Annotated in this window: 25 protein-coding genes; 15 read left to right on the forward strand and 10 right to left on the reverse strand. The window is 62.6% G+C overall.

Annotated features, from left to right (window positions below; translation table 11 throughout):
* Positions 1-19: 19 nt before the first annotated feature.
* From NLY33_RS01725 to NLY33_RS01745, 5 genes are all read right to left on the reverse strand, one after another.
* A complete protein-coding gene (locus NLY33_RS01725) occupies positions 20-757 on the reverse strand; it encodes a CpaD family pilus assembly protein (RefSeq protein WP_023703463.1) in 738 nt (245 codons plus the stop codon).
* A 14-nt stretch (positions 758-771) separates the two neighbouring features.
* On the reverse strand, positions 772-2,304 hold the full coding sequence (locus NLY33_RS01730; RefSeq protein ID WP_023681984.1) for a type II and III secretion system protein family protein: 1,533 nt from the start codon (positions 2,302-2,304) through the stop codon (positions 772-774).
* Positions 2,301-3,113, reverse strand: coding sequence for a Flp pilus assembly protein CpaB (cpaB, locus tag NLY33_RS01735; RefSeq protein WP_023681985.1), 813 nt, complete (start codon positions 3,111-3,113; stop codon positions 2,301-2,303). Before cpaB ends, NLY33_RS01730 begins: the two co-directional genes overlap by 4 nt.
* Positions 3,114-3,318: 205 nt before the next feature.
* Positions 3,319-3,837 (reverse strand): A24 family peptidase, encoded by a 519-nt coding sequence (locus NLY33_RS01740; RefSeq protein WP_023703464.1) that lies wholly within the window; start codon positions 3,835-3,837, stop codon positions 3,319-3,321.
* Positions 3,838-3,986: 149 nt separating this feature from the next.
* Positions 3,987-4,157 (reverse strand): Flp family type IVb pilin, encoded by a 171-nt coding sequence (locus tag NLY33_RS01745; protein WP_023681987.1) that lies wholly within the window; start codon positions 4,155-4,157, stop codon positions 3,987-3,989.
* A 345-nt stretch (positions 4,158-4,502) separates the two neighbouring features.
* Between NLY33_RS01745 and NLY33_RS01750 the strand changes: the two genes are divergently transcribed.
* The 3 genes from NLY33_RS01750 to NLY33_RS01760 all read left to right on the forward strand — a co-directional run bounded on the left by NLY33_RS01750 (position 4,503) and on the right by NLY33_RS01760 (position 6,359).
* On the forward strand, positions 4,503-4,925 hold the full coding sequence (locus NLY33_RS01750; RefSeq protein ID WP_023681988.1) for a pilus assembly protein N-terminal domain-containing protein: 423 nt from the start codon (positions 4,503-4,505) through the stop codon (positions 4,923-4,925).
* 155 nt (positions 4,926-5,080) lie between these two features.
* Positions 5,081-5,698, forward strand: a complete 618-nt coding sequence (locus NLY33_RS01755; protein WP_031196259.1) for a TadE/TadG family type IV pilus assembly protein — start codon at positions 5,081-5,083, stop codon at positions 5,696-5,698.
* A 25-nt stretch (positions 5,699-5,723) separates the two neighbouring features.
* Entirely contained in the window at positions 5,724-6,359 is a 636-nt protein-coding gene (locus tag NLY33_RS01760; RefSeq protein ID WP_023703466.1) for a TadE/TadG family type IV pilus assembly protein, read from the forward strand.
* Positions 6,360-6,384: 25 nt separating this feature from the next.
* Here NLY33_RS01760 and NLY33_RS01765 read toward each other — a convergent pair whose 3' ends face one another.
* On the reverse strand, positions 6,385-7,338 hold the full coding sequence (locus tag NLY33_RS01765) for a PhnD/SsuA/transferrin family substrate-binding protein (RefSeq protein WP_023703467.1): 954 nt from the start codon (positions 7,336-7,338) through the stop codon (positions 6,385-6,387).
* Positions 7,339-7,513: 175 nt separating this feature from the next.
* On the opposite strand from NLY33_RS01765, the gene NLY33_RS01770 reads away from it, so the two are divergent.
* From NLY33_RS01770 to rpsT, 4 genes are all read left to right on the forward strand, one after another.
* Positions 7,514-8,752, forward strand: coding sequence for a phosphopentomutase (locus NLY33_RS01770; protein ID WP_023703468.1), 1,239 nt, complete (start codon positions 7,514-7,516; stop codon positions 8,750-8,752).
* A complete protein-coding gene (mutM, locus tag NLY33_RS01775; RefSeq protein ID WP_023703469.1) occupies positions 8,745-9,635 on the forward strand; it encodes a bifunctional DNA-formamidopyrimidine glycosylase/DNA-(apurinic or apyrimidinic site) lyase in 891 nt (296 codons plus the stop codon). Before NLY33_RS01770 ends, mutM begins: the two co-directional genes overlap by 8 nt.
* A 41-nt stretch (positions 9,636-9,676) precedes the next feature.
* Entirely contained in the window at positions 9,677-10,450 is a 774-nt protein-coding gene (locus tag NLY33_RS01780; protein WP_023708181.1) for an enoyl-CoA hydratase, read from the forward strand.
* Positions 10,451-10,609: 159 nt separating this feature from the next.
* The gene (gene rpsT, locus NLY33_RS01785; RefSeq protein ID WP_023681995.1) at positions 10,610-10,876 is read left to right on the forward strand and encodes a 30S ribosomal protein S20; all 267 of its coding nucleotides are present in this window, start codon (positions 10,610-10,612) and stop codon (positions 10,874-10,876) included.
* Positions 10,877-10,902: 26 nt separating this feature from the next.
* On the opposite strand, the gene NLY33_RS01790 is transcribed toward rpsT, so the two are convergent.
* Positions 10,903-11,118 carry a hypothetical protein gene (locus NLY33_RS01790; RefSeq protein ID WP_156932584.1) on the reverse strand — a complete coding sequence of 72 codons (216 nt, stop codon included), beginning with the start codon at positions 11,116-11,118 and terminating at the stop codon, positions 10,903-10,905.
* A gap of 605 nt (positions 11,119-11,723) precedes the next feature.
* Between NLY33_RS01790 and dnaA the strand changes: the two genes are divergently transcribed.
* Positions 11,724-13,268 (forward strand): chromosomal replication initiator protein DnaA, encoded by a 1,545-nt coding sequence (gene dnaA, locus NLY33_RS01795; protein ID WP_031195619.1) that lies wholly within the window; start codon positions 11,724-11,726, stop codon positions 13,266-13,268.
* A gap of 27 nt (positions 13,269-13,295) precedes the next feature.
* On the opposite strand, the gene NLY33_RS01800 is transcribed toward dnaA, so the two are convergent.
* On the reverse strand, positions 13,296-13,571 hold the full coding sequence (locus NLY33_RS01800) for a hypothetical protein (protein ID WP_155922476.1): 276 nt from the start codon (positions 13,569-13,571) through the stop codon (positions 13,296-13,298).
* Here NLY33_RS01800 and dnaN point away from each other — a divergent pair.
* Genes dnaN through NLY33_RS01830 form a run of 6 tightly spaced genes read left to right on the forward strand, consistent with a single transcriptional unit; the run spans position 13,570 to position 18,832 of the window.
* The gene (dnaN, locus tag NLY33_RS01805; protein ID WP_023669575.1) at positions 13,570-14,688 is read left to right on the forward strand and encodes a DNA polymerase III subunit beta; all 1,119 of its coding nucleotides are present in this window, start codon (positions 13,570-13,572) and stop codon (positions 14,686-14,688) included. The two genes, NLY33_RS01800 and dnaN, sit on opposite strands and share 2 nt — an antisense overlap.
* Before the next feature lie 58 nt (positions 14,689-14,746).
* Positions 14,747-15,892, forward strand: a complete 1,146-nt coding sequence (gene recF / locus NLY33_RS01810) for a DNA replication/repair protein RecF (RefSeq protein WP_023703472.1) — start codon at positions 14,747-14,749, stop codon at positions 15,890-15,892.
* A 31-nt stretch (positions 15,893-15,923) separates the two neighbouring features.
* On the forward strand, positions 15,924-16,679 hold the full coding sequence (locus tag NLY33_RS01815) for a molybdopterin-synthase adenylyltransferase MoeB (RefSeq protein ID WP_023703473.1): 756 nt from the start codon (positions 15,924-15,926) through the stop codon (positions 16,677-16,679).
* Positions 16,680-16,683: 4 nt separating this feature from the next.
* The gene (locus tag NLY33_RS01820) at positions 16,684-17,172 is read left to right on the forward strand and encodes a GNAT family N-acetyltransferase (protein ID WP_023703474.1); all 489 of its coding nucleotides are present in this window, start codon (positions 16,684-16,686) and stop codon (positions 17,170-17,172) included.
* Positions 17,169-18,422 carry an aconitase X gene (locus NLY33_RS01825; protein WP_023703475.1) on the forward strand — a complete coding sequence of 418 codons (1,254 nt, stop codon included), beginning with the start codon at positions 17,169-17,171 and terminating at the stop codon, positions 18,420-18,422. Before NLY33_RS01820 ends, NLY33_RS01825 begins: the two co-directional genes overlap by 4 nt.
* Complete coding sequence (locus tag NLY33_RS01830; RefSeq protein WP_023682001.1) at positions 18,419-18,832, forward strand: aconitase X swivel domain-containing protein; 414 nt, start codon at positions 18,419-18,421, stop codon at positions 18,830-18,832. Before NLY33_RS01825 ends, NLY33_RS01830 begins: the two co-directional genes overlap by 4 nt.
* A gap of 12 nt (positions 18,833-18,844) precedes the next feature.
* Here the strand turns inward: NLY33_RS01830 and NLY33_RS01835 are convergent, their stop codons facing one another.
* Entirely contained in the window at positions 18,845-19,846 is a 1,002-nt protein-coding gene (locus NLY33_RS01835) for a 2-hydroxyacid dehydrogenase (protein WP_023703476.1), read from the reverse strand.
* 157 nt (positions 19,847-20,003) lie between these two features.
* Between NLY33_RS01835 and NLY33_RS01840 the strand changes: the two genes are divergently transcribed.
* Positions 20,004-20,561, forward strand: a complete 558-nt coding sequence (locus tag NLY33_RS01840; RefSeq protein ID WP_023703477.1) for an SH3 domain-containing protein — start codon at positions 20,004-20,006, stop codon at positions 20,559-20,561.
* A 13-nt stretch (positions 20,562-20,574) separates the two neighbouring features.
* Here NLY33_RS01840 and NLY33_RS01845 read toward each other — a convergent pair whose 3' ends face one another.
* Positions 20,575-20,934, reverse strand: a complete 360-nt coding sequence (locus NLY33_RS01845; RefSeq protein WP_023703478.1) for a DUF4260 domain-containing protein — start codon at positions 20,932-20,934, stop codon at positions 20,575-20,577.
* Positions 20,935-20,943 lie beyond the last annotated feature (9 nt).

Here is a 20,943-nt window from a genome sequence, read left to right on the forward strand (position 1 = left end):
CTACGCGGGACCGGCGCTCCTAGTACGTCACTTCCGAATTGCCGAGGAACTCGTCCGAAATACCTCTGCCGCGGTAGACGTCGATCACCGCGCCGCGGTTCTCGGCGTCGATGTCGGACGACTTTCTTGGCCCGAGCAGATCGGTCGGATTGGCGAGTTGCGCGGCGAGGTTGTTTTGAGACGAGCAGCCGTAATCGGCGTAGTGCTTGTTTTCGGAGGTTTCGAGGATGTCTTCGGGCCAGCGCCCGCATTTGTCGGTCTGGGCTCTCACCGAAATATAGGAAACGCGGATAGGCGCCGACGCTTCCGGGGAAACCGACTGGTAGGAGGTCACCACGATCCGGTTTAGCTTGATGCCGCTGGCAACCGCCAGCCTTGCGAAATCGCGCGCCGCGGCAGTCGCCGCGACCTCATTAGCCGAGCCGATCGGGGTTGCGATCGTCAGCGCCGGGGCAGCGCTCTTGTCGTAACCGTCTAGGAAGCCCAGAAGCGTGTCGCGCTGCGAGCCGGTCATGCCGCGATCGTCGGCGCCGACCGGGAGGTCGAGCTTCTGGTTCTTCTCAGCAATTACGATCGGATGCGTGGTGCGATAATCATCGGGAATCGCCCCAACCGTGATGCTGTCGCGCTTAGCGCAACCGGCAAGCGAGGCGGCGATCGCGACCGCCAGGATCGGCATTGCCGATCGGCGGATCCGGCCACGGCCAGACCATGCCGTTGCGGCAATCGCCAGTACCTTTGATGCTGACTGAGACATGTCCGCTTCCCCGCTTACTTGTAGATGAAGCCGACAACGCCGTGGTAGCGGCCGTTGGGCTTGTCGGTCTGCATGGTGCCGTAGACGCGGTTGACGCGGCCAAGGAACATGGCCGGACCATCGCCGGCGGCATTGAAATTGTCGTCCGGCTTAGCCAGGTCGTTGCGCGCCACCGGCCGAGCCAGATAAGGCGTGATGATGATGACCAGTTCAGTTTCATTGCGGACGAAATCGCGGCTGCGGAATAGCGTGCCGAGCACCGGGATCTTGGTCAGGCCGGGCAAGCCCGATACAGCCTGGCGGACGTCGTCGCGAACGAGGCCGGCAATCATCATCGAACCGCCCGACGGCAATTCGACGGTGGTGTCGGCAAGTCTCTTGCGGATCGACAGAAGCGTCAGGCCGGGCAAGCTGCCGCCGCCTTCCAGGGTGGTAGCACCTTCCGAGGTCGGCTCCGAAACCGATGTTCTGACCTTGAGGCTGATCCGGCCCGCCGACAGCACAACGGGCTGGAACTCGAGACCTATGCCGTATTCCAGCTTTTCGTTGGTGTAGGTGACCTGGCCGGTCTGGTTGTCGGTCGAAACGTTGTTCGTACGTGCCGTGATGAGATTGAATTCGCCGCCGACCCTGAACGTTGCCTTCTCGCCCGAAACCGCGGTGAGGGTCGGTTCTGCAAGCGTCTTCATGACGCCGCTTTGCTCCATGGCATTGATGTAGGCTTTGAGGCCACTGCCGCCCAAGTTAAAGCCTGAATTCTGCGAAAGCGGCTTTCCCAAACCGTAGTTGGGCGAACTCAGCGCACCGTAAGCGATGCCGTCCATGCTGCCGCTGCCAACCATGTTGACGCCGAGCTGCTTCATCACCGAGCGGCTGACTTCGGCCACGGTCACCTTCAGCGTCACCTGGTCGTCGCCGATGATCTGTAGCAGGTTGACGATCTTCGAGACCCGGCGTTCGGCATCCGGGTTGTTGATGTCGACGCCCCCATTGGCATTGCCGCCGGCCGCGGTCTGCGAATACTGGCCCGTCGTCGCTTCACCTCCGGACACGAAGATGGTTGCCAGATCGACGGCGCGCTTGGCATCGAGCGGCGTATCCACCGTCCCGGTCAGGACGACGTTGTCGTTCAGCAATTCGACCTTGATCTCGGCATTCGGAAGGAAGCGCTTGAGGTAGTCTTCCAATCCGGCGACGTCGCGTTCGACGGCCAGATCCAGGCTGGCAATCTGCTCGCCATTGGGACCGAAGACGAAGATGTTGGTTTCGCCCACCGACTTGCCGAACAGATAGATGCGCCTTGCGGTGCGGGTCACCGCATCGGCGACCGCGGGATTGGCGACAAGGATGTCGTAGGCGTCGCTCGGCAGATCGATGACGACCGATTTGTTGAGGCCGAGCTTGACACGTTGCGTGGCGGTCGAGGCCGTGACCCCGACGCTCTTTCCGGCGGCCTTGGCGTCGCCGAGGCCACTTGCATGGGCTCCGAGGAAAAGCAGGCCGACGGCTGCAGCCATGGTGACCGGCAGTTTAGCGACTAACCTCATTTCCTTGCCCCTACTTCGGAAACTTCGCCCGATTTGATCAACCGCACCGTTCCGCGCCGCCCACTGCCGGAAACGAGGTAGTCGGCTTCATCGGTACCCTTTTCCTTGTTGTCGGTGATCGAGCGCAGCGCCAGCGTCAGGCGATCGGCCATCTGCTGGGCGACGGTTATTATCTCGGCCTGCTGCGGCGTCAGCTCCAGCGTCGCCGTCTGTCCGACCCTGGTCTTCTTGCCTTCCTCGTCCTCCTGGATGGTCTGATCGATCGCCAGGACGCGGATGTTCTTGAGGATGGTCTCGGTGGTGAATCCGCTGCCGCCGTTGCCGGTGTCGGATCTGCGGGTCATGATGACGTCGACAAAATCGTTGGGCAGGATGAACCCGCCTGCCGACGTGTCAGCCGAGATCGCGGTGGCGACGGCACGCATGCCGGTGGGCAGGATCGAAGACATGAAGCTTTGCCCCTCGCCGATCAGCTTGGAGCGCCGCAGCGGCTCACCGGTGTACATCGCCATGCGGGCGACGGAGCCCTTCAGTTTCTCCCGCGCTTCGGGTTCGGCGGCACGGGTGATGAAATTCGCATTGATGCCATCGGACGGCCAGGACTCCCAGCTGAGATTGTTCTCAAGTGGGCTGCCCATCGGCACGTCGCCGGAAAGCACGAGCACATCCTGCAAGGCAATGGCCGGCGCCTGCGGGGCATCGGCGACGACCTGCTGGGGCGGGACCGCCACCATATTCTTGGCGACATAACCTGCACCACCCGCCGCAGCCACCGCCACGCCCAGAATAATCAGTCGGGATGCTGGCATCTGTCCGAACCCTCGCCTTTAGGCAACCAACTAGCCAGGCCGGACTTTGCAGCGGCAATCGTCAAAACAAGGTTAATGCAATGCTTACGATCGTGATTAATTTAAGGTTTACATAAATTGGACGGACCCGTGCTCCGACGACAGAAAGGGCGACCAGCGGCATCTTTTCAGACCGATGTCGGAGCGGCAAAGGTTGCTTGCTGTTTCAGTTCGCCAGCTTTGCCAGTGCCCAAACCATCAGGGGTGAATCCGGATAGGTCAGCAGCCCGCCAATGCCGAGTGCAATGCCGTAGGGAACGCCAGTCGTGTCGTCGGCGAAATGGCGCAGGAATAGATTGTGGCTGGTGTAAATCGCCAGCGGCGATTTCCGGTAGAGAAGGATGGCGAGCGTCAGCAGTCCGCCGATGAACGTCGATATCACGAGATACTCGACAAGGTGAATGTTGAACCCCATCCAGACGGCGGTGCCGGCGAGCAGCTTGGCGTCGCCGCCACCCATGCCGCCGAGTGCAAACAGACCGAACGTCACGGCCAGCACCAGGCCGCCGGCGGCGAAATGCCAGCCATAGGTTGCCCAGTCCATGGCCGTCAGCGGCGCAACCAGCGCAAACACCGCCAGCAGCAGCACCGGTACGCGGTTGGCGATCGTCATCGACAGCATGTCGGAGATCGCGGCGAAGAGCATGCAAAAAGGAAAGATGACGAAGATCAACGCTTCGAGCATGGGCGCGACACCCTGTTGCCAACTGTGTCCAGCCTCAGCCTAGACATATATGATTAACGATCGATGAGACTGGGTTACTCAAAACCGCCCGACGCGATGAAATAAGGGCCGCCAGTCAGGCGGCCCCTATCTCTAAGGCAACCAGGGTATTACGAACCACTCACCTTACCGGCGATGGCGATGAACTTGTTGTTCAGGGCGTTGCCGAGCTGACCAGCGCCAAAAATGATGGCAAGCGCGATGAGAGCGGCGATCAGACCGTATTCGATAGCGGTCGCGCCGGATTCGTCCTTCGCGAAACGTGCGATGAGATTAGACATTCGAGAGCTCCTACTCCACGTGTTACAGCACTTCCGTCAACTTCTGTGGTGGTTGATCGGATGCTGCCAATCTACGGAGAAGCTCTTTCAATCGGCTTAATAAACAGCCTTACCGATTCCTTTCCCGCTTCGAACAGCTTGCGTGGTTAACCGTAAACTAAACGCTGGACAGTAGCTCGCCTGCCCGTGAAAAGCTGTAATTTCACGGCTATCGGCAGGACGCATTGTTATATCAGCTGGCAGCAAGATTGGAGCGAATACCCGGCGCCGGTCAAGGGTTTAACCGTTGGTTCACCAATCTCCTTCATGTTCCGTGAACAAGTTTTGCCGCTGTGGAGCGCCTTGATGACCGCCATGAAATCGTCATTCCTGCTTGTCGCGCTTCTCGCCGTCCCGGCTTTCGTGCTGCCGGCCAAGGCCGGAGCCGGCATCGAAGTGACGATGAACCAGGCCAAGATCGTCAAACTGACACGCCCCGCCGACACCATCGTCGTCGGCAATCCGGCGATCGCCGACGCCTCCGTCCAGGATGCATCAACGATCGTGCTGACGGGCAAGGGGTTCGGCGTGACCAATCTGGTTGTCCTCGACCACGATGGCAGCCCGATCGTCGACGAGCAGGTGACCGTAGTGCGCCAGGACGCGTCGTCGGTGCGTATCTACAGGCGCGCCTCGGTCCAGACCATGTCCTGCACGCCATATTGCGAAAGCTCGTACAAGAGCGACTCGGAAAAGTCGTCCGAGGCCGAGATGAGCGCTGGGCAGTAAGCGCCTCAGGTGACTTGATTGTCTGGGGGAGAGCCGCGTCGGTTAGCGGCCGGTTAATGTCGCCTGGTCGAATTTAACGGTCATTCAAACCGGAGCTAAATGGGTTCTTGATAGTGGTGCTGACGGTACCGCATCAGGATCGGCAGGAACGGGATATGGGCGACGTTTTGGACGAGGATTCAAGACGCAAGATCTGCAAGGCCAAGGCAGGGCGCGTGACGTTTGCCCGTCGTTTCCTTGGTGATCGGCGCGGCGGCACGGCGATAGAATTCGCCATGCTTGCGTTACCGTTTGCGGCTCTCGTCTTCGCCATCCTCGAGAGCTGCATTTCATTTGCCGGACAGGAGGTGATGGCCAACATCACCGATGATATCGCCCGTCAATTGCGTACTGGCCAGTTGAGGCAAGCCGATGTGACGGAAGAGAAGCTAAAGGGTAGGGTCTGCGCCAGACTCGAGATCATTGTCGCCAAGGGTTGCCCCGGTTTGCTGGTTGATCTGCGCCCGTTCAAGACCTTTGCCGGGGCAGCCAGTGCGGGTTTCAAGATTTCCGGCTCGACCATCACGCTGACGGGCAAGGATCCGGATACAGGCAAGGACCCGGCTTTCGGGACCCCCACAATAGGTCCGGCAGAATCAAAGAACATGCTGCGGGTTTTCTACCCTTGGCCGGTCATGACCGATTTCATGGCTCAATACATGTCGAATATGGATGGCGGCAAGACGCTGCATTACGCAACGGCAACGTGGCAAAACGAGCCATTCGACAACTGAGGCACGTGTAGCAAAGGAAAAGGGCATGTTTCGTGCGGGGGCACATCCGGGGATATCGGTTATCTGGAAGAGAGCGGCGCGGTTTTGTGCCGATCGTCGGGGCATAGCGGCGGTCGAGTTTGCCCTCATCGTGCCCGTCCTGCTGATCATGTATTTCGTTACCATTGAGGCCTCGCAAGCCATCGAGGCCAGCAAGAAGGTCAGCCGCATCAGCTCCATGGTTGCCGACCTCGTCACGCAGCAAACGTCGCTGGTCAATGCAGATCTCACCGACATTATGAAGATCGGAAACTCCAGCCTTCAGCCTTATAACCGCTCAGTCGCCGATATCTTCATCACAGCAATCGACATCGAAGCCGATCCGGGCAACCCGACACCGAAGGCGAAGGTGGCGTGGTCCTGGCGCGTGCTGAATGGGGTCACGAGCCGCGACTCCAACCCGACAAGCTCCACAACTGTTCCGGCGACGCTCAACGTTGCGGGGACTTTCCTTATTCGTGTCAAAACCACTCTCAAATATGAACCGATCATCTCCTGGTCGGAAAGCGCCGAAAAGCCGCTCGGATTTATCTCGGCCTTCAACGAAGGCAAAATAACGATGAGCGAAACCTACTATCTCAGGCCGCGCCGGGCCACCTCGATCCCCTGCAGCAATTGCTGAAGCAGTTCTACCCATTCAACCCGGGTCATTGCGCGCTGCTGTCCGTGCTGCCCGACACCAGGCGCACGATGGAAGCGGCCATCGCATAGTCACTCGCAGCGGCGAGCGTGAACCCTCCCGAATGTTTCGATTCCACGAAATCGTAGATTTCCGGCGACTGCGATCTGAGATTGGTGAGGAAGACCGTCAGTCGGCGTTTGGCTTCGGGGTCAAGATCGCTGCGGACGGCGTGAGGGCCGTATCTGAGCACGCCGGAGGTCCAGATGATCTGGAGCGCGGCTTCTGGAATGCCCGCCGCCTCCAGTCGCGCCGCCGTGCCGTCCGGATCAGCCGGCTGATCGCCAGCAATCGCCGTCCAGTTTTCCGCCGTGGCCCGCTCCCAGCCGAACACGGCATCGGCCTGGCCATCGACCAGCATCGTTTCTGCGGCGGCAGCCGAGCCGGCATGAGCGAGGAATGGCGCATCCTGGCTGATCTTGATGCCGTCGGCCGCCAGCCCGGCGAGCGGTAGAAGCGAACCGCCGACATTGTCGGAAGGCGCCATGGCGATGCGGTGCGTTTCCAGGGCCGCGAGATCGGAAAGCCTGCCGTCGCGCGTCAAAAGCACGGAGCGGATGCCCGTGGCACCGTCGGCATCGACCGGCGCCACAAGAGGTTCGACGCAGCCGCAGCGCTCCGAGGCGGTGGCGTAGGCGGTCGCCGAATAGACCGCGTACTGAATCCGGCCATTGGCCTGTGCCTCTATCAGCGCCGCATAGTCATGCGCGACGACGAATTCCACCTTCATGCCGAGCGCCTTGCCGTAGGCGTCAGTCAGCAAGGCCAGACCCGGAACCGTGTTGCCAGCGCCCGGCTCGGCAACGATGCCGATCCGAAACGTGCCGATCTGGTCGCGCCAGTCGGCGTGCGCGGCGAGCTGCGAGGCCAGCAGCGCTACAGTTGTCGCCAGTGCACTCCAACCGAGGTCAGCCCGTCTCATCGATCCATGCCCCGCACGCCGTTCCTTGAAGCGCATCGCATGTCTCAAGGATGCGTACACCACGCCTGCCCGACTTCGCGACTATCGCGCCAGGCCGTTGCCGCCTGGTTTACGATTTGCCAATGCCGCGACGGGACCTTATGTCTGGTCAACCAGACTGGCAATGACGGCATCGATGGCACGCGCTTTCCTCTTCGTTCTCGATTCTTTCGGCATTGGCGGCGCCGCCGATGCCGAACGCTATGGCGACGCCGGCTCGAACACATTGGGACATATCGCGCTGGCCTGCGCGGAAGCCCGCGCCGATCGCGAGGGCCTGCGCGAGGGACCGCTGAAGGTGCCCACCATGGTTTCGCTCGGTCTCGGCCGCGCAGCAGAAACCGCAACCGGCTTCCAATTCGACAGCAAAGCCGCCGTTTCAGCCTCCGCTTTCCACGGCGCCGCGCAGGAGATTTCGAGCGGCAAGGATACGCCGTCGGGTCACTGGGAAATCGCCGGGCTGCCCGTGCGGTTCGACTGGGGCTATTTCCCCGATAAGGTGCCCGCCTTCCCTGCCGAACTGACCGAAGCGATGATCCGCGAGGGCAAGGTGCCGGGCATTCTCGGCAACTGCCATGCACCCGGCACCGAGATCATCGAGCGCTTTGGCGAGGAGCATATCCGCACCGGCCAGCCGATCTGCTACACCTCGGTCGATTCCGTCCTGCAGATAGCAGCGCACGAAGTTCATTTCGGCCTGGAGCGGCTCTACGAGTTCTGCAAGACGGTACGCCGGCTGGTCGACCCGCTGAAGATCGGACGGGTGATCGCACGGCCTTTTCTAGGCGAAACATCAGCCACCTTCGAGCGCACCTATAACCGCCATGACTACGCCGTGCCGCCGCCTGAGCCGACGCTGCTCGACCGCTTGACCGGGCGCGGCAGCCGGGTGATCGCGGTCGGCAAGATCGGCGACATCTTCGCCCACCGCGGTATCTCGGAAGTACGCAAGGCGCCCGGCAACATGGCAATGTTCGACAAGGCGCTGGGCGCGATGGACGATGCCGGCGACGGCGACCTGGTGTTCGCCAATTTCGTCGACTTCGACACCGAGTTCGGCCATCGCCGCGACGTCCCCGGCTATGCTGCGGCGCTCGAAGCCTTCGACCGCCGGCTGCCCGAGGCACTGGCAAAGCTGAAGCCGGGCGATCTGCTCATCCTCACCGCCGATCATGGCAACGATCCGACATGGCGTGGCACCGACCACACGCGCGAACGCGTCCCGGTCATCGGCACCGCACCAGGTCTCAACGGCGGCGACATCGGGCTCAGGACCACCTTCGCCGATATCGGCGAGACGGTCGCCGAACACCTCAAGCTGGCGCGCGGCCGCCACGGCGCTTCCTTCCATGCGGCGATAGGCGGCCATGCCTGAACTGCCCGAGGTCGAAACCGTCCGGCGCGGCCTGCAGCCGGTTCTGGAAAGCGCGCGGATCATGCGCGTCGAGGCGCGCCGGCCCGATCTCAGATTTCCGTTTCCGGCGAAATTTGCGCAGCGGCTGACCGGCAAGACCGTCACCGCGCTTGGCCGCCGCGCCAAATATCTCACCATACACCTGGACGGTGGCCCGGTGCTGATCTGCCATCTCGGCATGTCGGGCTCGTTCCGCATCGAGGCCGCTGATGACAAAGAGACGCCCGGCACGTTCCATCAAGAGCGCTCGAAGGATGCCAAGCACGACCATGTGGTGTTCCATGTCGTGTCGCCTGTCGGCGTCCAGTCTCGCGTGGTCTTCAACGACCCGCGTCGCTTCGGCTTCATGCTGTTTGCGGAAGGCCTGGCCGACGCGCATCCGATGCTGGCGGGACTGGGCGTCGAGCCGACCGGCAATGCGCTGGAAGGCGCCCTGCTCGCCTCTCTGCTGAAGGGCCGCAGATCGCCGTTGAAGGCGGCGTTGCTCGATCAGAAGCTGATTGCCGGGCTCGGCAATATCTATGTGTCGGAAGCGCTGTGGCGCGCCGGCCTTTCACCATTGCGCGAGGCAGGCACCATCGCCGGGACCAGCAAGAAGGCCAAGGAACAGAGCGAACGACTGGCCGAGGCAATCCGTTCGGTGATCGCCGATGCGATCGCCGCCGGCGGGTCTTCGCTGCGCGACTATATGCACACAGACGGATCGCTGGGCTATTTCCAGCATTCCTTCGCGGTCTACGATCGCGAAGGCGAGCCCTGTCCGACGCCCGGCTGTCGCGGCCACATCGCGCGCATCGTGCAAAGCGGCCGCTCGACCTTTTATTGCCGGACCTGTCAGCGGTAAGCTAGACCGGTCCTTCAGTGCCGCAACCAGGAGGCCAGCCCATGAGCTATGAAACCATCATCGTCGAGACGCGCGGCAAGGTCGGCCTGATCACGCTGAACCGGCCCAAGGCGCTGAACGCGCTGAACGCGCAGGTGCTGGCGGATTTGCTGACGGCGGCAAAGGGGTTCGACGCCGATCCCGGCATCGGCGCCACGGTCATCACCGGTTCCGAGAAGGCTTTTGCGGCGGGCGCCGACATCAAGGAAATGCAAGCCGTCACCTACGCCAAGGCCTATGTGCAGGATTTCTTCGTCGGCTGGGAAGAGTTTACCCGTGCGCGCAAGCCGATGATCGCGGCGGTCGCCGGCTATGCACTGGGCGGCGGCTGCGAACTGGCGATGATGTGCGATTTCATTATTGCCGCCGACACGGCGAAATTCGGCCAGCCCGAAATCACGCTCGGCGTCATTCCCGGCATGGGCGGGTCGCAACGGCTGACCCGCTTTGTCGGCAAGTCGAAGGCCATGGACATGTGCCTGACCGGGCGGATGATGGATGCCGCCGAAGCCGAGCGCAGCGGCCTGGCCTCGCGCGTCGTGCCGGCCGGCGAGTTGATCGAGGAGGCGATGAAGGCCGCGGCCAGGATATCAGAGTTTTCACTGCCATCGGTGATGATGGCCAAGGAGGCAGTCAACCGCGCCTACGAGACGACGCTGGCGGAGGGACTGCGCTTCGAACGCCGGCTGTTCCACTCGCTGTTTGCGCTCGACGACCAGAAGGAAGGGATGGCAGCCTTTGCCGAGAAGCGGAAGCCGAATTTCACCAATCGCTAGAGTGGCGGCGGCGAGGACCAAAAAGAAGCCAAAGCGGCGTTGACGCGCCGGAAAAGCTGAACTATAAGCCGCTCCAACCGAGGCGGCCGTTGGCTGCCCGTTTGTTTTTTGCGCCCTGCGGCATCCCGCATGCGCCCACCAGATCAGAAGAGAGGCATCATGGCCAATACCTCCTCGGCCAAAAAGGCAACGCGCAAGATCGCCCGCCGCGCAGCGATCAACAAGAACCGCCGCTCGCGCGTGCGTACATATGTCCGCCAGGTCGAAGAGGCACTGGCTGCCGGCGACAAGGCAGCCGCGCTGGAAGCCTTCAAGACCGCAGAGCCGGAATTGATGCGCGCCGCGACCAAGGGCGTGATCCATAAGAATACGGCATCGCGCAAGGTGTCGCGTCTGGCTCACCGCCTCAAGGTGCTGTCGGCCTGATTGACCGTTCCTGAACTGTCGTTCTTTCAAACCCGGCCAATCGCGCCGGGTTTTTTCGTTTGCCGGCAAGCACTTAAAAAGAACGGCCGCAAAGCACGCCCGAGCCGCATTCCAGAGTCTGGAATGCTTTGCCGGCACATACACTCCCACTGATATTCCAATCCGCCGAAACGGCCCACGCCAATAAATTGGGCTGTCACAAATTGCTGATATTTTTCAACGACTTGCTGGAAGTGATCCACAGCTTGTTCACATCGCCTGTGGGCGATAGGCAGCAAGTTGGTGTCAAGCGAATTATTTCAGAAAATTTCAAACCGCACAGCCATTTTCATATTCGCGGCAAAAGGGTTTGAATCCCAATGGCTTTGTCAAAATATGCGCTTCCAGCACGGAGCCCGAACCGTTGTTCACTAACCAGATTCCTTAAAAATCCGTTAGAGGTGGCCTTGCCCTATCCACAGCGATTTCGGTAATGTCGATCTATCGAAAGGGACGGGCCATTAGCCCTTAACCCAGCCTGAATCGGCCAGCTAACAGTGGCAGAATTCATGACGTGGATCAATTCCGCGAACGGGTATGGCTTGCCTTTTCGATACGATAGGGGACTGGCGTAATTGTACATGGCAGCTTGATGGCGCACCGGCGTTTTCGCCGGGTAGCACCGCTTTGCCCGAACATGTCAGACGGACTGGCCTTAAGCAGCCGGGACCGATCCCATTCTGACGAGGCAACGTCATCCGCCGGCGGCGGCGGTGGTGTTGTAGCGAAGATACGGTCGCCGGAAACATGGGTGCAGGAGGCGCACTCCCGGCGGAAAAAAGGTACAAAGGAAAAGGGACGCACAATCATGCAGAGCGGCATCGAGCGGGAGCTTACGGGCGACCTGCCATTTCCCGGAACATTGGTCGGAGCGCACGATATGGCGGCTTCCAGCGACGCGGAACAGAAGTTCGACCGGGTCAAGGCCCAGTTGAAGGCGCGCCTGGGAACCGAGGTCTATTCGAGCTGGTTCGGCCGTATGAAGGTGGCTGAGGCTTCCCGGGGCATTGTACGCATCTCGGTGCCCACGGCCTTCCTGCGCTCGTGGATCAATGGCCATTATCTCGATCTCATCGCCGATCTGTGGAAGCACGAGGATCCCGAAATCCTCAAGATCGAGATGGTCGTGCGCACCGCGACCCGTCCTGCCCGCAATGGCGTCGAACCCGAGGCCGTGCCGGCGCGCAAGATGACCAAGCATACGCAGACCGCATTGGCGGCCGGCACGGTCGGCCCCGGCAGGGTGGAGCGGGCGCCCGCCCCTCGTCCCGGCACGCCGATCGAGAGCGAATTCCGGCACAATGTGCTGGGGTCGCCGCTCGACCCGCGCTACACGTTCGGCTCCTTCATCGAAGGCCCGTCGAACCGGGTGGCTTTCGCCGCAGCCAAAGCCGTGGCGGAATCGCAGTCGAGCGCGGTGCGCTTCAACCCGCTGTTCCTTCATGCAACCGTCGGGCTTGGCAAGACGCACCTTTTGCAGGCGATTGCGGCCGAATCCCTGAAACAGAACCCGAAATCGCGCGTCGTCTATCTGACGGCCGAATATTTCATGTGGCGCTTCGCCACCGCGATCCGCGACAACAATGCGCTGACGCTGAAGGAACAGCTGCGCGACATCGACCTCTTGATCATCGACGACATGCAGTTCCTGCAGGGCAAGTCGATCCAGCACGAATTCTGCCATCTCATCAACATGCTGCTCGACAGTGCCAAGCAAGTGGTGGTTGCCGCTGACAGGCCGCCGTCGGAACTGGAATCGCTGGAACCGCGGGTGCGCTCGCGCCTCAATGGCGGTGTCGCGCTGGAAATGTCGGCGCCGGACTTCGCCATGCGCATCGGCATGCTCAAACTTCGGCTTGCCACCGCCAAGGTCGACGATGCATCGCTCAATATTTCGGAGGAGATCCTCAACCATGTCGCCCGCACGGTGACCGGCAGCGGTCGTGAGCTGGAGGGCGCGTTCAACCAGCTGCTGTTTCGTCAGTCGTTCGAGCCGGCGATCACCATCGACCGCATCGACGAAATCCTCGGCCACATCTATCGCTCTGGCGAGCCGAAGCGGGTGCGCATCGAGGACATCCAGCGCATCGTGGCGCGCCACTACAATGTGTCGAAGACCGAGTTGCTGTCCAACCGGCGCACGCGCACCATCGTCAAGCCCAGGCAGGTCGCCATGTACCTGTCGAAGGTATTGACGCCGCGCTCGCTGCCGGAGATCGGCCGGCGTTTCGGCGGCCGCGACCATACTACGGTGCTGCATGCGGTGCGCAAGATCGAGGACCTTTCCGGCGTCGACAACACGCTGGCGCAGGAACTGGAACTGTTGCGCAGGCTGATCAACGACCAAGCCTGATCGGCGCGGCAAACGGAGCGCGCCGGGTTAGAGTATTCGGTCGTCGCGCTTTAAATTTTCTTGTTTTGATGCATGTCGTTGTCCCAAAACCGCTGCGCAGTTTTCGGCGACATGCATCGGTTGCCGGCCAACGTCCGCTTTATCCCCAGAAAGCCCGCTTAACCGGCGCGAACCGGTGGCCCGGACTTGCGTTTGCTGGCTTTTTCCTGTCAGTTTGCATAGATTCTGAGCCTGTTCAGACCTTTCGCGGGGCGCCGCCCACTGGTGACCCGTCCATTCATTCAAGCGAGCCTGTTTCGTCATGCGTGTTATCCTGGAACGGTCCAATCTCCTGAAGTCGCTCAACCACGTTCATCGCGTGGTCGAGCGGCGCAATACCATACCGATCCTGTCGAACGTACTGCTCAGCGCCGAGGGCGCCAGCCTTGAAATGAAAGCCACCGACCTCGACCTCGAAGTGACCGAAGCGACGCCGGCAAAGGTCGAGCGCGGCGGGGCGACGACGGTTCCGGCGCACCTACTCTACGACATCGTGCGCAAGCTGGCCGACGGCGCCGAAGTGATGCTGAAGACCGATGAGGACGGCAACGCCATGACGGTGACGTCGGGCCGCTCGAGCTTTCGCCTGCAATGCCTGCCGCAGTCCGATTTCCCGGAGCTTTCGGCGGGATCTTTCTCACACATCTTCCGGCTCGATTCCGTCGCCCTGAGAGGCCTGATCGAAAAGACCCAGTTCGCCATCTCCACCGAAGAGACGCGCTACTATCTCAACGGTATCTACCTGCACACGCATGAAACTGGCGGCAAGCTGAAGCTGCGTTCAGTGGCGACCGACGGCCACCGCCTGGCGCGCGCAGAGATCGACGCTCCGGCCGGGTCCGAAGGCATGCCGGGCATCATCATTCCGCGCAAGACGGTCAGCGAGTTGCAGAAGCTGGTCGACGATCCCGATGTCGCGGTGACCACCGAATTGTCCGACACCAAGATCCGCTTCACCATCGGCAGCGTGGTTCTGACCTCGAAGCTGATCGACGGCACTTTCCCGGACTACCAGCGCGTCATTCCGACCGGCAACGACAAGAAGCTGATCATCGACCGGCAGAGCTTCGCCGCCGCCGTCGATCGCGTCTCGACCATTTCCTCCGAGCGCGGCCGCGCGGTGAAGCTTTCGATCACCGAAGGCCAGGTGACGCTTGCCGTCAACAATCCGGATTCGGGCAGCGCCACCGAGGAGCTGGCGGCCGACTATTCGTCCGACCCGATCGAGATTGGCTTCAACGCCAAATATCTGCTCGACGTCGCTGCTCAACTCACCGGCACGGAAGCCAAGTTCATGCTGGCCGATGCCGGCTCGCCGACGCTGATCCACGACATGGCCGATGAGACCGCGCTCTACGTGCTGATGCCGATGCGGGTGTAGCCGCACTGCGGCACACTGCAGCATAGTGATTGCGGCGACTTCTATAGGCGGATAGCGGTTGCCGGAACAAAATCACATAAGTAAGCTCACACTTACGAATTTCCGCAATTATGCGGCGTTGTCGATCGGCTTTTCACCCGGCGCGGTGGTGTTTTCCGGCGACAATGGCGCCGGCAAGACCAATCTCCTGGAAGCCATCTCGCTGCTGACGCCTGGCCGCGGCCTGCGCCGTGCGCCCTATGTCGACGTGGCCCGCGAAGGCGGCGATGGCGGCTTTGCGCTGCACGCAAGGCTCGACGGCCCGGAGGGGCAGGTCGAGATCGGCACCGGCATCACCGGGGGTGAAGCGGCCGGCGAGGGCGGTCGCAAGGTGCGCATCAATGGCGCGCCGGCACGGTCGGCCGACGCCATGCTGGAATGGCTGCGCGTGGTCTGGCTGACGCCGGCCATGGACGGCCTGTTCCCCGGACCTGCCGCCGACCGGCGGCGCTTTCTCGACCGGCTGGTTTTGGCTGTCGATCCTGGCCACGGCCAGCGTGCGCTCGATTACGAGAAGGCGATGCGCGGACGTAACCGCTTGCTTACGGAAGGCTCGCGCGACGGCGCCTGGTTCGACGCCATCGAGATGCAGATGGCCGAAACCGGCGTGGCGATCGCGGCTGCGCGCGCCGAGCTGGTGCGCCTGCTGGCCGCCATGATCGACAGGTTGCCGTCCAGCGGGCCGTTTCCGCAAGCCGACATCAGCCTCTTCGGCGACCTTGAAAGCCATGTCGCCTCAGCACCCGCTGTGGATGTCGAGCAACGCTATCGCGACGCCCTTGCCGACGGCCGCGAGCGCGACCGCGCCGCCGGACGCACGCTCGACGGCCCGCACCGTTCGGATCTACTGGTGCGCCACCGCCCCAAGGCGATGCCGGCCGAACTCTGCTCGACCGGAGAGCAGAAGGCGCTGCTGGTCGGCATCGTGTTGTCGCACGCAAGGCTGACCGGCGAGATGTCGGGGATGACGCCGATCCTGTTGCTCGACGAGATTGCCGCGCATCTCGATGCCGGCCGGCGCGCCGCGCTGTTCTCGATCCTGGAGGAGCTGAACTGCCAGGCCTTCATGACCGGAACCGACGCCGCGCTGTTTTCCAGCCTGAGGGGACGCGCGCAGTTCCTCACCGTCGACCACGGCACGGTTGGGCCAACCGAAGAGACCTGACAAGGTTTTTGCTCCGCTATATGGTCGGGCAATGACCCCTGCCGCCCTCACCGACGAAGAACTCGAACGCTATGCCCGCCACATCGTGCTGCCTGAGATCGGCGGCGCCGGCCAGCAGAGGCTGAAGCGGGCGCGAGTGCTGGTGATCGGCGCCGGCGGCCTCGGCGCGCCGGTGCTGGAATATCTCGCTGCCGCAGGCGTCGGCACGCTTGGCATCGTCGACGACGATATTGTCTCGCTGTCCAATCTGCAGCGGCAAGTGATCCACGCCACCGATACGGTCGGAACGGCGAAGACCGAGAGCGCCAAAGCAGCGATCGCCCGGATCAATCCCCATGTCGCGGTGGAATTGCACGATTTCAGGCTGACGGCCGACAATGCTGCCGTTCTCGTGGCGCGCTACGACGTGGTCGTCGACGGCTCCGACAATTTCGAGACGCGCTATGTGGTGGCGGATGCCTGCGCGGCGGAAAAGCGGCCGCTCGTGCATGCCGCCGTCGGCCGCTTCGACGGCTCGGTTACGGTGTTGATGCCGTTCGGCACCGGCACCGACGGCAGACCGAACCCTGGATATCGCGACCTCTTTCCCGAAGCGCCGCCAGAGGGGCTGGTGCCATCCTGCGCGGTGGCCGGGGTCGTCGGTGCGCTGACCGGCGTCGTCGGCACGCTGCAGGCGATGGAAACGATCAAGCTGATCACCGGCATCGGCGAACCGCTGGTCGGCCGGCTGCTGCTCTACGATGCGCTGTCGGCGCGCTTCGACACGATCCGCTACAAGAGAAGCTGACCGCATGGATCAGCCTGCCAGTGTTTTGGTCACGCAGCTCGCCCCCGGCTTCGACCGCTGGGACGAACTGCTCAGCCTGATCATGCGCGCCTTTGCACCGATGGACGGCGTCATAGACCCGCCCTCCTCGGCACATCTGCTGAACGCCGGAAACCTCAGGGACAAGGCTGGCCGAGAGACCGTGTTGCTGGCCCTGCAGGATGACAGGATCGCCGGCTGCGTTTTCGCGCTGGAGAGAGCCGATGATTTCTACATCGGCAAGCTCGCCGTCGAACCTGAGCTTCAAGGGCAAGGCATCGGCAGGCGGCTGATGCAGGCTGTCGAATTTCTCGCCCGCAGCCGGAACAAACCGGCCATCGAACTGCAGACGCGAATCGAACTGACCGTAAATCATGCAACCTTTGCCGGTCTCGGCTTTCGCGAGACTGAACGCACCGCGCATGACGGCTATGACCGGCCGACCTCGATCACCTTGCGCAAGGAGTTGGCGTGAGCCTTGCACTCAGCTCACAGGAGCAGACAGTCGCCTCCGGCCATGACGGGGCGGCGATGGCGATGCGCATCGTTGCCGAAAGCGCTGCGCTGCTCGGCGCGCCGCGACTGATCCCGATCGCCTCGACGCATATAGACGGCGCGCTCTATCACGGCGATTCCGGCACGCTGTTTGCCGAAAGGCTGGTCGATGGCGGCGCCAGGGTCGCGGTGCGCTCGACGCTCAATGTCGGCGCGCTCGACCTGATGGGCTGCTCGCGCGTGCGCCTCGAAGAGCCGGCGCGCGGCATGGCGCGACGAATGATGGAGGCCTACCGCAAACTGGGCTGCGAGCAGAGCTGGACCTGCGCGCCCTATCAGGCCGGCCACAGGCCAGCGCTTGGCAGCGATGTCGCCTGGGGTGAATCCAACGCGGTGGTGTTCTGCAATTCGGTGCTGGGGGCACGCACCAACCGCTATGGCGACTTCCTCGACATCGCCTGCGCCATATCGGGCCGCGCGCCGGATTACGGCCTGCATCGCCCCGAGAACCGGCAGGCACGGCTGGTGTTCGATGTGTCCGGCCTCTCCGCCTCGTTCCTTGGTTCGGAGATCGCCTGGCCGGTGCTGGGCAACCTCTACGGCCGTGAGGTCGGCAACGCGGTCGGCGTCGTCACCGGCATATCCAGCCATCCCGGCGAGGATGCGCTGAAGGCCTTCGGCGCGGCGGCGGCATCGTCGGGCGCCGTCGGCCTGTTCCATATCGCTGGGGTAACGCCAGAAGCGCCCGACGCCGAGACCATCCTGGTGGGCGGCAGGCCGGAAACGATGATCCGCGTAACGCCGGAGATGGCCATGAAGGCCCGCGCCGGCCTGTCCACCGCAGCCACGCAGACCGCCATCGATGCCGTGGCGATCGGCAGTCCGCATCTGTCTTTGGCCGAATTCGATGCACTTGAGCGGCTGATTGGCGGGCGGCGGCTCAGCGTGCCGATTTACGCCTGCACCGGCCGCCACGTGCTCACCAGGCTGGAGCAGAACGGCAAGCGCAAGATGCTCGAAGCCAGCGGCGTCATCATCGTCGCCGACACCTGCGTGGTGGTGACGCCGATCCTGCCGAATCTGGCCGGCGGCGTGCTGATGACCAATTCGGGAAAATTCGCGCACTACGCGCCGGGCAATACCGGTTACGCCGTGCTTTACGGCTCGCTGGCCGACTGCGTGGAAAGCGCGGTTGCCGGTAAGCCCAGGTTTACGGATATCGCCGCATGAGCGCCGTCGCTGAAATCCTGGTGCCGGGCAGCGGAGGCGAAGGGCTGGCCTTGGTGCTGATGGCGCCAATCAGCTTCTGGGGTGGCGTCGATCCGAAGAGCGGCCGCATCGCCGATGTCCGTCACCCGCAGCATGGCGAGACCATTTCCGGGCGTGTGCTGTTCCTGCCCGGCACGATCGGCTCGTCCTCAGCGTCAGCCGTGCTGATGGAACTCGTCCACAATGGCCATGCGCCGACGGCACTCGTGCTGCACGAGCCGGACGCGATCCTGCTGCTTGGCTTGATTGTGGCCAGGGAAATGGGCTGGCCGACGCCGGTAGCGCTCAGGCTCAGGCGCGACGCTTTTGAGGCCTATCGCGGCAAGCGTGTGAGTGTCGCGGCGGATGGCGCCCTCACAACCGCATCCTGAACGCGGCCCGCTTCAAGTCCGTAGCGGCAGCACGCGGTCCGGCGGCCGGTGGCCGTCGAAGAAGGCGCGGATGTTGATGATCACCTTCTCGCCCATGTCGATGCGGCCCTCGATCGTCGCAGAACCCATATGCGGCAAAAGCACGACTTTGTTCTTGGCGGCAAGCTTCAGCAGTTTCGAGTTCAGCGCCGGTTCGTGCTCGTAGACGTCGAGGCCGGCGCCGGCGATCTTGCCGTCCTGGATCAGCTTGACCAGCGCTTCCTCGTCGATGATGTCGCCGCGCGCGGTGTTGACCACATAGGCGGTGGGCTGAAGCAGAGCTAGGCGCCGCGCCGAAAGCAGATGAAAGGTCGCCGGCGTCGACGGGCAGTTGATCGAGATGATGTCCATGCGGGCAAGCATCTGGTCGAGGCTTTCCCAATAGGTCGCCTCCAGCCCTTCCTCGACCGCCGGCAGCACGCGATGGCGGTTATGGTAGTGGATCGACAGGCCGAAAGCCTTGGCGCGCCTCGCAACCGCAGTGCCGATGCGGCCCATGCCGACGATACCGAGGCGCTTGCCCCAGATGCGCCGGCCGAGCATCCAGGTCGGCGACCAACCGGCCCATTTCTTGTCGCTGGTGAGCACATTGGCGCCTTCGGCCAGCCGCCGCGGCCCGGCCAGCATCAGCGCCATGGTCATGTCGGCCGTATCTTCGGTCAGCACGTTCGGCGTGTTGGTGACGGTAATGCCTTTCTTGGCCGCCGCCGCCACATCGATCTTGTCGACGCCATTGCCGAAATTGGCGATCAGCTTGAGATTGTCGCCGGCCTGGGCAATCAGCGCCGCATCGATCTGGTCGGTGATGGTCGGCACCAGCACATCGGCTTCCTTGATCGCCGCGACCAGCTCCGGCTGCGTCATCGGGCGGTCCTCGACATTCAGCCTGGCGTCGAAGAGTTCGCGCATGCGGGTCTCGACCGGATCGGGCAGCTTGCGCGTGATGACGACGAGAGGCCGTTTTTTGCCTGCCATTGTTTCCTCGAACCCGATCTCGTTGAGACCTCTTTAACCAAGACAGGCGAAACTGAATACCGGTCGCGGTGCCTGCCACTCCTGTAACAAGCGGTGCCGCCGAAGACAAAGAAAAAGGGGCGCCCGGGCCAAAGGGCACGCGCCGAAAGGAATGAAAGTGTCTGGTTTCGCGTCGCTTCGCCTGATCCTCAGCGCAGCGCTTCTCGGCGCTCTCCTGCATTTCCCGCAAGCCGCGGCGCAAGGTGCCGCCGCACCTGTGCAGACGGTCACGCTCGGGCCGAGCGGCCTGCCGCTGCCGCGTTTCGTCAGCCTGAAATCGGCTCGCGTCAACTCGCGCGTTGGGCCCGGCGCCAACTATTCCGTCGACTGGATGTACACAAAGGCCGGCCTGCCTATGGAGATCATCCAGGAATTCGATACCTGGCGGCGCGTGCGCGATGCCGATGGCTCGGAGGGTTGGATCAACCAGTCGCTGCTGTCGGGCCGCCGGACCGCGATCGTCGCCCCCTGGCAGCGCACCAAGGGGGGCCGAATCAATCTGCTCGACGATGCCGACAAGGACGCCAGCGTCATCGCCATCATCGAGCCGGGCGTTACGGGCACGATCAAAACCTGCGATGGCCAGTGGTGCGAAATGACCTTCGACGGCCACACCGGCTGGATCGCCCAGTCGCAGGTGTGGGGCGCCTATCCCGGCGAGCACGTCAAGAATTGAGATTGCTGGAGGCCTAACGGCCGATACGGCCGAGATGGGTGTCCCGAAAACCGGCCGACAGTTTGAGACCGTAGCCGAGCGCGCGGTCGACGGCGATGTGGATGATCCAGATCAGACCAATCGCGGTCGCCGTCGAATTGGCCAGAACATATCCGGCGAGCGCCAGCAACAGCGGGACGATCAATATGTGCAAGGCATTGTAAGCGACAGCGCCGATCCGTGCCCCGGCGAGATAGCCCAGCATCGACAGGTCTGGCGCCAGGATAAGCAGGGCGAACAGCCACCAGGAAACGCCTGACGCGGCATAGGCGACTATAGCCACGACCGCGACCGCAACCCATTCGAGCCGGATTGCAAAATCGACAGGTTTCACGGGTTGGGG

This window comes from Mesorhizobium sp. C432A (assembly GCF_030323145.1).
Lineage (GTDB): Bacteria > Pseudomonadota > Alphaproteobacteria > Rhizobiales > Rhizobiaceae > Mesorhizobium.

Excerpts from the sequence above, each read along its gene's own strand:
- dnaN (WP_023669575.1), top strand. The coding sequence starts at position 13,570 with ATGCGTGTTATCCTGGAACGGTCCAATCTCCTGAAGTCGCTCAACCAC.
- NLY33_RS01800 (WP_155922476.1), bottom strand. The coding sequence starts at position 13,571 with ATGACGAAACAGGCTCGCTTGAATGAATGGACGGGTCACCAGTGGGCG.
- NLY33_RS01815 (WP_023703473.1), top strand. The coding sequence starts at position 15,924 with ATGACCCCTGCCGCCCTCACCGACGAAGAACTCGAACGCTATGCCCGC.
- NLY33_RS01765 (WP_023703467.1), bottom strand. The coding sequence starts at position 7,338 with ATGAGACGGGCTGACCTCGGTTGGAGTGCACTGGCGACAACTGTAGCG.
- NLY33_RS01820 (WP_023703474.1), top strand. The coding sequence starts at position 16,684 with ATGGATCAGCCTGCCAGTGTTTTGGTCACGCAGCTCGCCCCCGGCTTC.
- cpaB (WP_023681985.1), bottom strand. The coding sequence starts at position 3,113 with ATGCCAGCATCCCGACTGATTATTCTGGGCGTGGCGGTGGCTGCGGCG.
- NLY33_RS01835 (WP_023703476.1), bottom strand. The coding sequence starts at position 19,846 with ATGGCAGGCAAAAAACGGCCTCTCGTCGTCATCACGCGCAAGCTGCCC.
- NLY33_RS01745 (WP_023681987.1), bottom strand. The coding sequence starts at position 4,157 with ATGTCTAATCTCATCGCACGTTTCGCGAAGGACGAATCCGGCGCGACC.
- NLY33_RS01750 (WP_023681988.1), top strand. The coding sequence starts at position 4,503 with ATGACCGCCATGAAATCGTCATTCCTGCTTGTCGCGCTTCTCGCCGTC.
- mutM (WP_023703469.1), top strand. The coding sequence starts at position 8,745 with ATGCCTGAACTGCCCGAGGTCGAAACCGTCCGGCGCGGCCTGCAGCCG.
- NLY33_RS01760 (WP_023703466.1), top strand. The coding sequence starts at position 5,724 with ATGTTTCGTGCGGGGGCACATCCGGGGATATCGGTTATCTGGAAGAGA.
- NLY33_RS01780 (WP_023708181.1), top strand. The coding sequence starts at position 9,677 with ATGAGCTATGAAACCATCATCGTCGAGACGCGCGGCAAGGTCGGCCTG.
- dnaA (WP_031195619.1), top strand. The coding sequence starts at position 11,724 with ATGCAGAGCGGCATCGAGCGGGAGCTTACGGGCGACCTGCCATTTCCC.
- NLY33_RS01755 (WP_031196259.1), top strand. The coding sequence starts at position 5,081 with ATGGGCGACGTTTTGGACGAGGATTCAAGACGCAAGATCTGCAAGGCC.
- NLY33_RS01830 (WP_023682001.1), top strand. The coding sequence starts at position 18,419 with ATGAGCGCCGTCGCTGAAATCCTGGTGCCGGGCAGCGGAGGCGAAGGG.
- rpsT (WP_023681995.1), top strand. The coding sequence starts at position 10,610 with ATGGCCAATACCTCCTCGGCCAAAAAGGCAACGCGCAAGATCGCCCGC.
- NLY33_RS01740 (WP_023703464.1), bottom strand. The coding sequence starts at position 3,837 with ATGCTCGAAGCGTTGATCTTCGTCATCTTTCCTTTTTGCATGCTCTTC.
- NLY33_RS01770 (WP_023703468.1), top strand. The coding sequence starts at position 7,514 with ATGGCACGCGCTTTCCTCTTCGTTCTCGATTCTTTCGGCATTGGCGGC.
- NLY33_RS01725 (WP_023703463.1), bottom strand. The coding sequence starts at position 757 with ATGTCTCAGTCAGCATCAAAGGTACTGGCGATTGCCGCAACGGCATGG.
- NLY33_RS01730 (WP_023681984.1), bottom strand. The coding sequence starts at position 2,304 with ATGAGGTTAGTCGCTAAACTGCCGGTCACCATGGCTGCAGCCGTCGGC.